The organism is Tessaracoccus sp. MC1756 (assembly GCF_014164735.1).
Taxonomy (GTDB): Bacteria; Actinomycetota; Actinomycetes; order Propionibacteriales; family Propionibacteriaceae; genus Arachnia.
Genome location: NZ_JACJFZ010000002.1, coordinates 759944 through 774954 on the forward strand (window position 1 = coordinate 759944; position 15011 = coordinate 774954).

The 15011-nt window shown below is 68.7% G+C and carries 10 protein-coding genes; 6 read left to right on the forward strand and 4 right to left on the reverse strand.

Annotation, left to right across the window (positions count from 1 at the left end; all coding sequences use genetic code 11):
* Positions 1-30 precede the first annotated feature (30 nt).
* Entirely contained in the window at positions 31-1224 is a 1194-nt protein-coding gene (locus tag H5393_RS08825; protein ID WP_182766329.1) for a hypothetical protein, read from the reverse strand.
* Between the two features lie 291 nt (positions 1225-1515).
* Here H5393_RS08825 and ileS point away from each other — a divergent pair, with 291 nt between their 5' ends.
* The 4 genes from ileS to H5393_RS08845 all read left to right on the forward strand — a co-directional run bounded on the left by ileS (position 1516) and on the right by H5393_RS08845 (position 7879).
* A complete protein-coding gene (ileS, locus tag H5393_RS08830; RefSeq protein WP_182766330.1) occupies positions 1516-4650 on the forward strand; it encodes an isoleucine--tRNA ligase in 3135 nt (1044 codons plus the stop codon).
* 179 nt (positions 4651-4829) lie between these two features.
* On the forward strand, positions 4830-6059 hold the full coding sequence (locus H5393_RS08835; protein WP_182766331.1) for a betaine/proline/choline family ABC transporter ATP-binding protein: 1230 nt from the start codon (positions 4830-4832) through the stop codon (positions 6057-6059).
* Positions 6056-6973 carry a proline/glycine betaine ABC transporter permease gene (locus H5393_RS08840; RefSeq protein ID WP_182766332.1) on the forward strand — a complete coding sequence of 306 codons (918 nt, stop codon included), beginning with the start codon at positions 6056-6058 and terminating at the stop codon, positions 6971-6973. Before H5393_RS08835 ends, H5393_RS08840 begins: the two co-directional genes overlap by 4 nt.
* A gap of 18 nt (positions 6974-6991) precedes the next feature.
* Complete coding sequence (locus H5393_RS08845) at positions 6992-7879, forward strand: glycine betaine ABC transporter substrate-binding protein (RefSeq protein ID WP_182766333.1); 888 nt, start codon at positions 6992-6994, stop codon at positions 7877-7879.
* 100 nt (positions 7880-7979) lie between these two features.
* On the opposite strand, the gene H5393_RS08850 is transcribed toward H5393_RS08845, so the two are convergent.
* The 3 genes from H5393_RS08850 to H5393_RS14880 all read right to left on the reverse strand — a co-directional run bounded on the left by H5393_RS08850 (position 7980) and on the right by H5393_RS14880 (position 11936).
* Positions 7980-9425 carry a CAP domain-containing protein gene (locus tag H5393_RS08850; RefSeq protein WP_182766334.1) on the reverse strand — a complete coding sequence of 482 codons (1446 nt, stop codon included), beginning with the start codon at positions 9423-9425 and terminating at the stop codon, positions 7980-7982.
* A 291-nt stretch (positions 9426-9716) separates the two neighbouring features.
* Positions 9717-10721, reverse strand: a complete 1005-nt coding sequence (locus tag H5393_RS08855) for a Gfo/Idh/MocA family protein (RefSeq protein WP_370585963.1) — start codon at positions 10719-10721, stop codon at positions 9717-9719.
* Positions 10722-10757: 36 nt separating this feature from the next.
* Positions 10758-11936: a DUF480 domain-containing protein gene (locus H5393_RS14880; protein WP_182766336.1), complete on the reverse strand. Its 1179-nt coding sequence runs from the start codon at positions 11934-11936 to the stop codon at positions 10758-10760.
* Between the two features lie 323 nt (positions 11937-12259).
* Here H5393_RS14880 and H5393_RS08865 point away from each other — a divergent pair, with 323 nt between their 5' ends.
* Positions 12260-13534: an aspartate kinase gene (locus tag H5393_RS08865; protein ID WP_182766337.1), complete on the forward strand. Its 1275-nt coding sequence runs from the start codon at positions 12260-12262 to the stop codon at positions 13532-13534.
* Positions 13535-13616: 82 nt separating this feature from the next.
* A complete protein-coding gene (ngcE, locus tag H5393_RS08870) occupies positions 13617-15011 on the forward strand; it encodes an N-acetylglucosamine/diacetylchitobiose ABC transporter substrate-binding protein (RefSeq protein WP_182766338.1) in 1395 nt (464 codons plus the stop codon).

Genomic DNA, 15011 nt, shown 5'->3' on the forward strand with positions numbered 1-15011 from the left:
GCCTGCGAGTCTATGGCAGCCGGCCCCGCCTCAGCCGCCGTCGACAGTGTGGGCGACGGCCCCGATGATGTCGTGCAGGAAGCGCAGGTACCCGTCGACGTGTTCCCGCGGCGCCGCGCCTTCGATGACCACGGCGGCCACCTCCCGCTCGAGCCACAACTGGCTGAACTCCGGTGTGGTGGGAGCGGTGAAGAACCGCCACACGGCCGGGCCCAGAAGGCGTCGGGTGGCGTCCGCGTCCGACGACGTGACGCGCCAGCGGGCGTCGAACGTGGGGTCGCCCACCTCGATGTCGCTGGTGCCCATCAACTCGGCCAGCAACGCGTTCTCCGCGGTCAGCCGCACGGGGTTCATCACCAGGCCCGGGCGTCGCACGCAGAGCACCTGGCGGATCTTGGTGCCCTGCTCGGGGGCGGAGATCCACTGCCAGCCGAAGCACGGGAGGTCGCCGAAGCGGCCCACGAAACCGTGCACGAACCTGCCGGACGGCACCGGGCCCTGATTGAAGCGTTCGACGATCTCGCGCGCGTTGGCGTAGTAGAGCCAGCCGCGCTGTCCCGCCCACTCCTGCCAGGTGGTGCCGCGTCGGACGACGGGCCTCGGCGCCGCGGTGCGCAGCGCGGGGGCCGAGGCGGTGAGATAGGCGGGCAGGGCGCGCTGGTAGGGGCGGGGCCGGATGGCGTCGAGCACCCGTGAATCGATGGCGTCGACCATCTTGCGGAGCAGGTCCAGGTACCGGTCCACGTGCTCGGGCTCGACGCGGCCGCGCGCGCTCAGCAGGACGGCGTCGTGCTCGAACCAGATCTCCGAGAAGTCCGCGGTGATGGGGATCAGCAACTGGCGGACGGCCTCGTTGAGCACGTCGTTGGCGAACTGGGGGTGGGCGGCGCTGACCCGCCAGGCCAGGTCGAAATCCGCCTCGATGGGGATGCCGGGGCCGGACTGGGTGAAATCCGCCACCTCGATGCTCAGCCACGGGAACCGCACCCCCGGCACCCGCAGTGCCACGACGTGGAGGTGACCGGCCGGGTCCGAACCCGCCGTCGCCCGGAAACCGAAGCAGGGCAGGCCTGCATAGGTGCCGGACCACCCGACGGTGATCGCGCGCTGTCCGCCGACGTGGAGGCCGCCGCCGCGGAAGGTACCCGTCATGGCCTCCCACGCGGGGAAGAAGTGCAGGTTGCGGAGGGTCGCCCAGTGCCGCCAGGCCTCAGCGTCGGCCATTCGGGCACCTCCCTTCCATCCCCATCGGCTCAATGTTGCCATGGAGGTCGTCCGGCGGGGCGCCGACCGCCGCGTGGGCTTGAGTCGGCGCCGCACTCGGCGCATAATGGCACGGACCGCACGGCGCGGATGGGGCCATCACCCCGGAGCTGCCGGAAGAACGGTGGATCTCCACTCATTAGAACCGGCTGCGGCAGCGAATGAAGCGGGGCGCTCACGCGTCCAAGAAGGGTGGTACCGCGGGCCACGGCTCGTCCCTTCGCCATTGCAGACGAAGAAGGAACCCACCCGATGAGCACCACTCCCGGCTACCGCGCCGTGCCCGCCCAGGTCGATTTCCCGGCGCTGGAGCACGACATCCTGAAGTTGTGGGCTGAGCGCGGCACGTTCGACCAGTCCCTCGAGAAGTCCAAGGGCGGTGAGCCCTGGACGTTCTACGAAGGTCCGCCCACCGCCAACGGCATGCCCGGCACCCACCACATCGAGGCGCGGGTGTTCAAGGACATGTTCCCCCGCTTCAAGACGATGCGCGGCTTCCACGTGGAGCGCAAGGCGGGTTGGGACTGCCACGGCCTGCCCGTCGAACTCGCCGTCGAGAAGGAACTGGGCTTCTCCGGCAAGGCCGACATCGAGGCCTACGGCGTGGAGGCGTTCAACGCCAGGTGCCGCGAATCCGTGCTGCGCCACGTCGACGCGTTCTCCGATCTGACGGAGCGCATGGGCTACTGGGTGAACCTCGACAAGGCCTACGTCACCATGACGCCCGAGTACGTGGAGTCGTTGTGGTGGGCGCTGAAGCAGATCCACTCCAAGGGCCTGCTGCAGGAGGACTACCGCGTCGCGCCGTACTGCCCGCGCTGCGGCACCGCGCTGTCGGACCACGAACTCGCGCAGGGTTACGAGGACGTCACCGACCCGTCCATCTACGTGCGCTTCCCGCTCACCTCCGGCCCACTCGCCGGCGACGTCGACCTCCTGGTCTGGACGACGACGCCCTGGACGCTGGTGTCCAACACCGCCGTCGCGGTGCACCCGGAGGTCACCTACCGGGTGGCCAGCCACCCGGAACAGAAGTCGCTGGTGGTCGCCGAACCGCTCGCCGAGCAGGTGCTGGGCGATGAATGGACGCTGGGCGCGTCCTTCACCGGCGCCGAGATGGAGCGCTGGTCCTACCAGCGGCCGCTCGAACTCGTCGAGTTCCCCGCCGAGGCACACTTCGTGGTGCTGGCCGACTACGTCACGACGGAGGACGGTTCCGGCCTGGTCCACCAGGCCCCCGCCTTCGGTGAGGACGACATGGCCGTCTGCCGCGCCTACGGGCTGCCGTTCGTGAACCCCATCACGAAGGAGGGCGCCTTCGAGGAGGGCCTCAGCCTGGTGGGCGGCATGTTCTTCAAGGACGCCGACGCGTTCATCGTCGAGGACCTCACCTCGCGCGGCCTGATGTTCCGCAAGCTGGACTACACGCACAGCTACCCGCACTGCTGGCGCTGCCACACCCCGCTGCTCTACTACGCCATGCCCTCCTGGTACATCCGCACCACGCGTATCAAGGACCAGTTGCTCGCCGAGAACGAGGACACCACCTGGCACCCGGAGAACATCAAGCACGGACGCTTCGGCGATTGGCTCACCAACAACATCGACTGGGCACTGTCGCGCACCCGCTACTGGGGCACACCGCTGCCCATCTGGCGCTGCGAGGACGACCACCAGGTGTGCGTCGGCTCCCGCGCGGAACTCTCGGAACTGTCGGGGCAGGACCAATCGGCGCTCGACCCGCACCGGCCGTTCGTCGACGACATCACCTTCGCCTGCCCCACCTGCGGCAAGGAGTCGCGGCGCGTGCCGGAGGTCATCGACGCCTGGTTCGACTCCGGCTCGATGCCCTTCGCGCAGTGGGGCTACCCGCACGCCGAGGGTTCCGTCGAGATGTTCGAGGAGCGCTACCCGGCAGATTTCATCTGCGAGGCCATCGACCAGACCCGCGGCTGGTTCTACTCGCTCATGGCGGTGGGCACCCTCGTCTTCGGCGAATCGGCGTACAAGAACGTCGTGTGCCTCGGCCACATCCTGGCTGACGACGGCCGCAAGATGTCCAAGCACCTGGGCAACGTGCTGGAACCCATCCCGCTGATGGACAAGCACGGCGCCGACGCGGTGCGTTGGTTCATGGCGTGCTCCGGCTCGCCGTGGTCGGCCCGCCGGGTGGGCGACGCCACCATCGGCGAGACCGTGCGCAAGGTGCTGCTGACCTACTGGAACACCGTCGCCTTCCACACGCTCTACGCGCGCGCCGCCAACTGGACACCGACGGGCACCGCGCCCGCCGCGGCCAGCCGCCACGTGCTGGACCGTTGGCTGACCTCCACCACCCAGGAACTGATCCTGGAGACCACCGACGCGCTCGAGAACTTCGACACGCAGCGCTACGGCCAGGCCCTCGCCGGCTTCATCGACGCGTTGTCCAACTGGCACGTGCGTCGCTCCCGTCGCCGGTTCTGGAGCGGCGACGAGGGCGCCCTGTGGACCCTCCACGAGACGCTCGACACGCTCACCCGCCTGCTGGCGCCGATCATGCCGTTCGTCACGGAGCGCGTGTGGCAGGACCTGTTCTACGCCGCGGACCCGGAGGGTCCCAGCTCGGTGCACCTGGCCTCGTGGCCGGTGGCGGACGAGTCGCTGATCATCCCGGAACTGACCGAGGCGATGCGGCTGACCCAGCGCACCGTCGAACTGGGCCGCTCCGCGCGCGCCGAGTCCAAGATGAAGGTGCGTCAGGTCCTGGGCCGCATGCTGGTGCCGTCGAGGATCTTCGCCAAGCTCTCGCCCGAGTTGCAGGAGGAGGTCAAGGCCGAGCTGAACGTCGAGTCCATCGAGTCCTTCGATTCGGCCGGCGACCTCGTCGACTTCTCCGCCAAGGGCAACTTCCGCAGTCTCGGCAAGCGCTTCGCGAAGAAGACGCCGCTGGTGGCGAAGGTCATCGCCGAACTGGACGCCGCCTGGCTCGCCGGGCAGCTCCGCGACGTCGGCCGCGCCCTGATCGAGTTCGAGGGCGAAGAGGTGGAGCTGTCCGCCGACGACGTCATCGTGACCGAGCGGCCCCGCGAGGGCTGGTCCGTGGTCAACGAGCAGGGCGAAACCGTCGCGCTCGACCTGGAGCTGACGCCGGCCCTGGTGCTGGCCGGCCTGGCCCGCGAGGTCATCCGGTTCATCCAGGACGCCCGCAAGCGCGCCGGGCTGGAGATCACGGACCGGATCCGCGTCACCGTCGAGGCCGACGGCCCCCTCGGCGACGCCGTCGAGACCCACCGGAGCCTCATCGCCGGCGAGGTGCTCGCCGTCGATCTCACGAACGCGCCGGTGGCTGAAGCCACGGATGTCGACGATGAGCTGGGGCTGAAGATCGCCCTCCAGAAGGCATGATCCGGGCGGGCCAAGAATTCTTAGGGTCTTCTTAGGACTCGGGGGGCAAATCGCGCTGACGTCGGACATCCTCTCTGAGGATTTCTCAGCAACAGCGTTATAATTCGGTTGTGTTTTGACTGACCCCGGGTTCTGGGCAACGGTATTGGAGTCCCCAATCCACCAGCCCGAGGAGTTTCGTGAGCGCAATTCAGGCCTCACACGTCTACAAGATTTTCGGTCGTCGACCCGAATCCGGCATACGTCTGCTGGAGTCGGGCGAGGACCGGAAGCAGCTTCAGGAACGGGGTCTCACGGCCGCCGTGATCGACGCCAGCTTCGAGGTGGATCCCGGGGAAATCTTCGTGGTCATGGGGCTCTCCGGCTCCGGTAAGTCGACGCTGATCCGCATGGTCAACGGCCTCCTGCCGCTGACCGGTGGCGAGATGCTGGTGCACGACCGGCCCTTGTCCGGCCTCAGCAGCGGCCAGCTGCGCCAGGTGCGCCGGCAGAACGTCTCCATGGTCTTCCAGCACTTCGCGCTGCTCCCCCACCGCACCGTGGGCGAAAACGCCGCGTACGGCCTGCAGATCCGGGGCATGAACCGGCACGACCGCGAGGCGAAGGCCAACGAGGCGCTCGAACTGGTGGGCCTCGGCGGTTGGGGCGGCTACCGGCCCGACGAGCTCTCCGGCGGCATGCGGCAGCGCGTCGGGCTGGCCCGTGCGCTCGCGGCGGGCACCGACATCATGCTGATGGACGAGGCCTTCTCCGCCCTGGACCCGCTCATCCGGCGCGACATGCAGGACCAGCTGGTCGAGCTGCAGCAGAAGCTGGGCAAGACCATCCTCTTCATCACCCACGACCTCAACGAGGCCATGCGGCTGGGCGACCGGATCGCGATGATGCGCGACGGCCGCATCGAGCAGATCGGCACCGCCGAGGACATCCTGAACGATCCCGCCAGCAGCTACGTGGCCAGGTTCGTCGCAGATGTGGACCGGACGCGGGTGCTGACGGCCCGCAACATCGCGGAGAAGCCCTACGCCGTCCTCTACGAGGACCAGGGCCCGCGGATGGCGCACAAGATCCTGCGCGAGCACCAACCCAACTGGCTGCTGGTGGTGAGCCGCGACCGCCGCCCCGTCGGCATGGTGTGGGCCGAGGACGTCGCCAACGCCGTGCGGCACGGCGCCACCACGCTGCCCTACTCGACGGTGCATGAACTGCCCATCGTGGGTGCGGAGACCCCCGTCAACGAACTGTTCGAACACTCCGCCCAGCACCTGGCGCCCCTCGTCGTGACGGAGGACGACGGCCGCGTGGTCGGCGTCGTCCCGCGGGTGACCCTCCTGGCGGCAGCCACGCCCGTCAACGGGGACGACCTCGTTGTCGAGGACACCGCCGAACCCGAAGGAATCCCGGCATGAACGAATTCCCACCCCGGATCCCCGTGGGCAGCTGGGCGGCCGACCTCGTCGACTGGATCAGCCTGAACCTGCGCTTCCTCCTGGACCTGCTCAAGGACGCGGGCACCTGGACCAACGACGCGGTGGCCGCCGTGCTGCTCGCCCCGCCGCCGTTGGCGATGATCGCCGGCTTCGCCGCGCTGGCCTGGCTGGTGCGTTCCTGGCGGCTGGCCATCGGCGTGGTCGTCTCGTTCCTGCTGATCATGAGCATGGGCCAGTGGGCCCAGGCGATGCAGACCCTGGCGCTGGTCCTGATCGCCACTTTGACGGCAGTGGTCATCGCCATCCCGACAGGCATCTGGGCCGCGCGCAGCGACAGGGTAAGCGCCGCAGTCAAGCCGGTCCTCGACCTCATGCAGACCATGCCCGCGATGGTCTACCTCATCCCGGCCATCACGTTCTTCAGCATCGGGGCGGTCCCCGGGCTGTTCTCCACCGTGATCTTCGCGCTTCCGCCGGCCGTGCGGCTCACGGAGCTTGGCATCCGCGGCGTGGACAGGGAGACCGTCGAGGCCGCCCACTCCTTCGGCGCCACCGAGTGGGACGTCCTGCGCGGCGTGCAGCTACCGCTCGCGGTGCCCACGATCATGGCCGGCATCAACCAGGTCATCATGCTGGCGCTGTCGATGGCCGTGATCGCCGGGCTCGTCGGGTCCGACGGCCTCGGCAAGGAGGTCGTCGCCGCCCTCGGCACCGTGAACATCGCCCGCGGCGCCGAGGCAGGCCTGTCCATCGTGTTCCTCGCGATCTTCCTCGACCGGTTCACCGCCGCGCTGGGCACGCCCGCGCAGCACACCTCATCCCTGCTCGCGAAGTGGAAGACCACCCGCGAGAAGAAGGCCAAGGCCAGGGAGTCCGCAGAACTCGCTGCGTGACCCCACTGAAAGGAAAATGTGAAGCTCACTGCCATCCGCAAGATCGGAATCGCTGCGCTCGGCGCAGCACTGCTGACAGGAGTCGCCGCGTGCGGCCCGGAGGCGACCGACGCCGCAGAGCCCAGTAAGAACATCACTCTCGGATTCATCCCGTCCTGGACCGACGGGCGCTCCATGGGCAACCTGCTCAAGGCGCAGCTCGAGGACATGGGCTACACCGTCTCGACGGAGGAGCTCGGCGACCCGGGCCCCCTCTACGTCGGCCTCGCCCAGGGCGACGTGGACATCTACCCGTCCGCGTGGCCCGAGGTCACGCACTCCACCTACATGGACGAGTACGGCGACAGGATCGAGTCGCTCGGCGCCTACTACGACGGCGCGGTGCTGACCTGGGCCGTGCCGGAGTACTCCGAGCTGAAGTCGATCGCCGACGTCAAGGACCATGCGGCCGAGTTGGACAACCGCATCATCGGGATCGAGCCGGGCGCGGGCCTGTCGCGGGTGTCGCAGGAGGATGTCATCCCCGGCTACGGCCTAGAGGACTTCGAACTGGTCACCAGCTCCACGGCGGCGATGCTGGCCGAGCTGAAGACGAAGATCGCGGCGCAGGAGGAGATCGTCGTCACGCTGTGGCGTCCGTTCTGGGCCAACGCCGAGTTCGGCGTGCGTGACCTGGAGGACCCGGAGGGCGCGCTGGGCGACACCGAGAGCCTCCACTTCCTGGCCCGCAAGGGCTTCGGGGAGGAGTACCCGGACATCGCCGAGTGGATCGGCGAGCTGAAGCTCGACGACGAGCAGTACGGCTCGCTCGAGAACACCGTCGTCAACGAGTTCGACGAGGGCCAGGAGGCCGACGCCATCAAGGCCTGGACAGAGAACAACCCGGACGTGCTGCCCGAGGCGTGAGCCTCAGCAGCGGCACTGACTGACACCTGGCGTCCAACGACATCGGGCCGACTCGCACGCTGCGAGCCGGCCCGATGTCGTTGCCACCCGGTGCACAGGGTCAGCGGAACAGCACCAGGTTGTTGAAGACCCACGAGCCGGACTGCTTCACGACCAGACCGCTGGTGGTTGTCGTGGCACGGAAGACCGTGGTGAACGTGTAGCTGCGGCAGGCGCCGCGGCCGGTCTGGGCGGTGTCGCACTCGGTCTTCCACCGGCGGCCACCGGATTCGAAACCATTCATGTTGTGCATGGCGATCGGGTTGGTGCCCCACTCCGCACGGCTCATGAGCGGCAGGTAGGTGAGGTTGTTGAACGCCCACCCCTCCTTCTGCACGAACCGCCCACCTTCCTTGACCACGATCGCGGCCCAGATGTCGGTGCGGCAGCGTTCGGTCTGCGAATAGGGCTCGCACCTGGTCTGCCAGTCGCGGCCGTTCACGTTGCGGTGGATGCCCGGCAGCGTGTAGGGGGCGCTGCGCACGAAGCCCCCCGCCGTCGGCTTCGGCGGCGTGGGCGTCTGGGACGGCGAGGTGCGGTTGCCGGTGGTGACCCAGATCGTCTGGGTGGGGGCCGGCGTGGTGGGGCGCGGGCTCGCCGGGGCGGGCTGTCCGGCGGCGGGGGCGTCGGCGTCGAAGAGCTTCACGCCGTAGGAGTGGCTCACGGTGACGCCGTTGCGGACGATGCCGCTGACGGTGACGGTATAGGTGTGCACCGCGGAACCCACCGGCTTCGGCAGCAGGCCGAGCTCGAAGACCAGCGTCGGGTTCCCCATGCCGCCGACCAGCGGCTGCTTGGTGACCTGCACGGGGCCGTTAGGCCCTGTCACGCTCACCTTGGCGCTGTCGAACTTGGTCGACGAGTTGCCGGTCAGCGACCACCGCCCGTTGGGCTGGATCTGCGTGGGGAAGTAACCGGCCGTGGGCCACGGGATCCAGGCGGGATCCGGGTTGGAGCGGTTGTCGTTGGGGGTGCTGATGACCCAGAGGGCGTTGGAGTTGGTGGTCGAGCCGCTGCCCATGGTCGTCGTGTGCGGGCGCATCACCCAGCGACGGTGGCCCACGGCCGTGTTCGACGCGCCCGGCTCAGACATGTACAGCGCGATGGCGCCCGCGCCGGAGCCGGAGCGCACCGCGCCGAGCGCGATGTTCGAGCGGCCTGCGGCCTCCTTGCCCTGGGCGCTGATGCAGCGCCAGGAATCCGTCGGGTAATGGTCGAGCCGCTTGTTGGCGCTCATGATGAGGGCCGCTTGTTGCGCCTTGGCGGACAGCGCGGCGTCGAACTTCACCGCGGCGAGGCCACCCATGGCGCGGAAGTAGTTTACGGCGTCGAGCGTGGCCTTCTGGGCCGCGGCGCTGGGGGCACCCGCCGCGCAGGTGTCGAGGTTCCCGGTCCAGTCCTGCTGCACGGCCAAGGCCGGCTTGAGCTGCTGCTGATAAGCAGCGCGGACGGATTCGATGTTGGAGTTGTCTATCGCGGTGGTGGCCTGGGAAGACTGAAGACCCATCCCGGAGAGGATGAGCACAGCCCCCAAAGCGGCGGACAAAAGAGCATGCAGGCGCACTGGGGAAGATCCTTCTGCGAACAAGATTTACCTACGAGGAGGGGTCGCTCGACGATGAGTACCGCCTGTGACGGTACACAAAGTGACGCATAAGGTGCAGTCAAACCGTAAATCTGATGTCTTACGACCTCAACCTCAGGTTAATACTCCGGGTCGGTATCGCCAGCATCGGGGTGGCCTTGGTGGGCCGACCCACCTCCTGGCACCGGACGACTTTGTCAGTTCAAGAGCGGGTCAGATGAGCGCCAGGTTGGCGTCGCTGTGGGAGATCCCTGCCTGCCGGAGGCATGACTCGAGCACCCGCATCACCTCGAGGGTGTCGTCGAGCGGCATCGTCGGCGACTCCGTGCAACCCTCCCTGATCCGCTCGGTGACCTCGGCGAACTCATGGCTGTAGCCGCGGCCGGTGGGCATGGCCTCGATGATGCGCGGCAGCACGCCGTTGCGGTGGATGGTGATCATCGACGGGTGGTGGAAACGCGGCTCCACCTCGATCCAACCCTTGGTTCCGATGATGACCATCCGTGCCGGGCCATGCCCGTCGAAGCCGACCACCAGCGACGACAGCCCGCCGCCGGTGTGCGCGAGGCTGATACTGGCGGCCCGTTCCACGCCCGTGGGGTACAGGCGCGTCATGCAGTCCACAGACTTGACGTTGCCGAGGAAATTCTGGGCGAAGTTGACGACGTAGACGCCCAGGTCGAGGATGGCGCCGCCACCCAGTTCCTTGGCGAAGAGGCGGTGGTCAGGCTGGAACTCGCGGTACGCGTAGAGGTCGCCCTGCACCGAGACGACGTCGCCGATGCGGCCCCACGCCACCACTTCGCGGGCGGCCTCGACCACCGGCAGGAAGCGGGTCCACATGGCCTCCATGGCGAACACCCCCTGCTGGCGGGCCGCCTTGACGATGTCCCGGGCGCCGGAGACTGTGGCGGTGAAGGCCTTCTCGACGAGGACGGCCTTGCCGTTGGCGATGGCCATGAGCGCGACGTCGCGGTGCTGGGGGTGCGGCGTGGCGATGTAGACGACATCGACGTCCTCGGATTGGAGCATCTCGGCGTAGGAGCCGAAGGCCCTGGGGATGCCGTGCTTGGCGGCGAACGCCTGGGCCTTGGCGGTGGTGCGTGACGCGACGGCGGTCAGTGCCGCGCCGGGGACGAACTGGAAGTCTCCAGCCACCCCGTGTGCGATAGCTCCCGTGCCGACGATGCCCCAGCGAACCGTATCCATGGCAGACAGGGTAGTCCTCTGGATAATCCTGTGGTGGGTGTTTGACTAGGCTCTGCGTCGGCCGATGAGATAGAGCCGGTCCCGATCCCCGTCGCCGCTGACGAGGTACGACTCGGATTCCAGGCCGGCCGCGGACACGGCGCGGCGGATCTCGGCGGGGTCGTGCAGCACCAGCGGCACCGCCACCTCTTCGCCGTCCCACCGCGTCACCGGTTCGACGGCGTTGCCGACGTACAGCGCCAGCGCGAGCACGCCGTCGGGCAGCAGGGTCTGGGCGAGGCGCCGGAGGACGGCCGCCAGTTCGCTGGGCGCGAGGTGGATGAAGGAGTACCAGGCGAGGATGGCGCCCCAGCCCGCGTCGTTGCCCGGCCGCAGGAGGCGGCGGAAATCGCCCACCTCGAATTCGACGTCGAGGTTGCGCTCGCGGGCCACCTCGATCATGCGCGGTGCCAGGTCGAAACCGGTGGGCAGCGCACCGGCCTCCGCGAGGAGGAGCGTGGTGTCGCCCAGGCCGCAGCCGATGTCGGCGGTCTGGTGCGGGCCAGAGAGTTCGGCCACGTGCGCAATGAACCAGTCCTCGAACGCCGTGGGCGACATCGGGTCCGGCTCGAGGTCTGCCAGCGCCTCGTAGGCCACGACCATGGCACCGTCACGAGCGTCGACCCCCTCCGCCAGGATCTGCTCGCGGTCCACGGCGGCCTCAGGGCCGACGTCGGGCGGGATGTCGCCCAGGAGGTGGAGCCAGCGGTGGTCCTGGTGGCCGGCCTTGCGCTCGAGCTGGCGCACCAGCGGCTCCTCGCGCTGCGCCATGCGCTGCAGGACGGCTTCCACCGCTTCCCTGTCGGCGAAGCGGTGCAGCCTGTCGGTGCGGGCCTTGAGCTCCCCCGGCGCCTGGGGGCCGCGGAGCAGCAACACGGTCAGCAGGGCGCGCTCGTCGTCGGGCAGCGCCAGGGCCTCGACGGCGCTCTGCGAGTACTTCAGGGTGCGCTTGCCGTAGTCCAGCCACGTGATGCGGGCCAGCCCCCGGTCCTTGAGGGAGCGCACGGCGTCCTGGACGGTGCGCTCGTCGTAGTCGACGACGGGCTCGCGGCTGCTGGACTGGTTGCAGGCGGTGCGCAGGGCGTTGAGCGTCAGCGGGTAGCTGGCCGGGACGGTGATCTCCTTCTCGAGGAGGCACCCCAGCACGCGCTGTTCTTCTGCGGTGAGGATCGGAAGCGCGGTCACGGGCCCGACATTACCCGCTGGAGCCGGGCGCCGTCGGGGCGGGTGCGGGGGTCGCACTGGCGACCCGAATCCTGATTCAGCGTCGTCCGCGACCCCAGATCAAGATTCGGCGCGAGGACCACATTGGCCCGAATCGTGATTCGGCGTCGTCCGCGACCCCAGATCAAGATTCGGCGCGAGGACCACATTGGCCCGAATCGTGATTCGGCGTCGTCCGCGACCCCAGATCAAGATTTGGGGTGGGAGCGCCGACGGCGGACGACCCTCGCATCCAGGCCCCGGGCGAACTATCCTGATAGGCGGTCCTCAGGAGGTTCTTACACATGGGTCGCATCGTTCAGAAGTTCGGCGGCAGTTCGGTTCAGGACGCGGAGTCCATCAAGCGCGTCGCCCGACGCATCGCACGCACCCGCGGCGAAGGGCACGACGTCATCATCGTCATCTCCGCCATGGGTGACACCACCGACGAGTTGATGGACCTGGCGCTGCAGGTCTCCCCCAGCCCCAAGTCGCGCGAACTCGACATGCTGCTGACCACCGGCGAGCGCCAGTCGGCCGCGCTGCTGGCGATGGCGCTGTCGGACCTCGGCATGGAGGCGGTGTCCTACACCGGATCACAGGCCGGCATCATCACCACCCCCACGCACGGAAACGCGCGCATCATCGACATCACCCCGGGCCGCGTCGTGAAGTCGCTCGAAGAGGGCAGCGTCGTGATCGTCGCCGGCTTCCAGGGCGTCGCCCAGACCACCAAGGACGTGACGACGCTCGGCCGCGGCGCGTCGGACACCACCGCCGTCGCGCTCGCCTCCGCGCTGGGAGCCGACTACTGCGAGATCTACTCGGATGTGGACGGCGTCTACACGGCGGATCCGCGCATCGTGAAGTCCGCCCGCCAGATCAGCGAGATCGGCTACGAGGACATGATGGAGATGGCCGCCAGCGGCGCCAAGATCCTGCACCTGCGCTGCGTCGAGTACGCGCGCCGCGAGGGCGTGCCCGTGCACGTGCGTTCCTCGTTCACCGACAAGCCCGGCACCTGGGTCAAGAGCCAGGATCAGATCACGAAAGACGGAGCCATGGAAGAAGCCATCATCACCGGTGTCGCCCACGACCGCACCGAAGCCAAGATCACCATCGTCAACGTGCCGGACCGGGTGGGCGAAGCGGCCAGCATCTTCCGCGCGATCGCCCAGGCCGACATCAACATCGACATGATCGTGCAGAACATCTCGCGCCTGTCGGACGCCGCCACGGACATCTCGTTCACCCTCCCCATGGACCTGGGCGCCAAGGCCATCGCCGCGCTCGACGCCATCAAGGACGAGGTGGGCTTCGAGGAGGTGCTCTACGACGACCAGATCGGCAAGGTCTCGGTGGTGGGCGTGGGCATGCGCTCGCACCCGGGCGTCTCCGCCACGTTCTTCGACGCTCTGGCCAAGGCAGACGTGAACCTGCAGATGATCTCCACCTCGGAGATCCGCATCTCGGTGATCGTCGGCGCCGATGATGTCGACGACGCCGTCCGCGCCGCCCACAGCGCCTTCGGGCTCGACGGCTCGGCCGAGGCCACGGTCTACGCGGGCACCGGTCGCTGACCTTGCCCTCCCCCCTGTCCCGGCGCCGGGCGCCGGGCAGGCCGAAGGGTGCTCCCGGCGGGCGCGGGGCTAGAGTTCCTGCATGACCATTCTGGGGCGACGACACTTCCTGGCTGCGGCCGCCGTCGTGCCGCTCACGGCGTGCGTCAACACCCAGCCGCCGGCGCCCCCGGGCGATAGCCAGACGGGGAGCCCCACCTCCACGCCGGAGCCCAGCCCCACGGCCACCCATCCCTTCGGGCTCACGGTGCCCAGCAGCGTCAAGGCCGTCATCTTCGACGGCGCCTTCGGCGTCAGCTACGTGCGCGACGCCGCCACCGCCATGCGGAAGACCTATGAGGGCCTGCGGGTCCAGGTGTCCGCGAGTAGCGACATCACCGCAGACGTGGCGCCCCTGTTCGCCGACGGCGCCACCCCGCCGGACCTCGTCGACAACTCCGGCAGCCACCAGCTCGCCGTCGCGGACATCGTCGACGAACTCCTGCCGCTCGACGACCTGATGTCGTCCGTCAACCTCGAGGGCATCCCCATCGAGGAGACGCTGTACAGCGGCGTGGTGCAGGCCGGCACGTTCAACGGACGCCACGTGGCGCTGGACTACGCACTCAGCGTCTACGGGCTCTGGCACTCCGCCAGCCACTTCGCGGCTCAGGGCTGGGCAGTGCCCACCGCCTGGGACGAGCTGTTGGAGCTCGGCGAGCAGGCCCGCGGGTTGGGCCAGGACCTGTTCGTGTGGGGCGACGACGCCGCCAGCTACTACGCCGAGCTGGCCATCTCGTCGGCCATCAAGGAGGGCGGCCACGACGTGCGCCGCGCGCTCGACAACCTGGAGCCCGAGGGCTGGTCCCACCCCGCCGTCGCCGGGGTGCTGCAGTCCCTGGCGGAGTGCGTGGCCGCGGGCTTCGTCCGCCATGGCGGGGCGTACGTGGACGCCCAGGCGGAGTGGTCGCAGCACCAGAAGGCGCTGTTCTACCCGTCGGGGTCCTGGATCGCCAGGGAGATGGAGGGCCGCACCAGCCACGGCTTCGAGATGACGGTTTCCCCGGTGCCCGCGCTCACGGCCGCGCCGACGCTGCCCTGGTCCGCCGCGCATGCGCAGCCCATCGAGCAGTTCATGGTGCCGAAGAACTCAGCGAACCCGGCCGGCGGGCAGGAACTCCTGCGGACGCTGCTGTCGAGGGAGGCCGCGGAGTCGTTCGCACGGAACAACCTGGTGCCCACGGTCGTGCGCACCACGGTGCCGGCAGACCTGGAGTCGACGGCGTTGGCCGCGCAGACCCGCCTCCTGGCAGACGCCGGGGAGGACGTGTACTCGTGGCGCTTCGTGTCCCACTACGGCCTGTCCGAGGACTACAACCGCCTCTGGGGGCAGTTCCTCAGGGGTGACCTGGGCGCGCAGGCGCTGGCCGAGGAACTGCAGGCGTTGTCGGACGCTGTGCGCGAGGATCCGGACATCCCCACCTACACCGTCGACTGA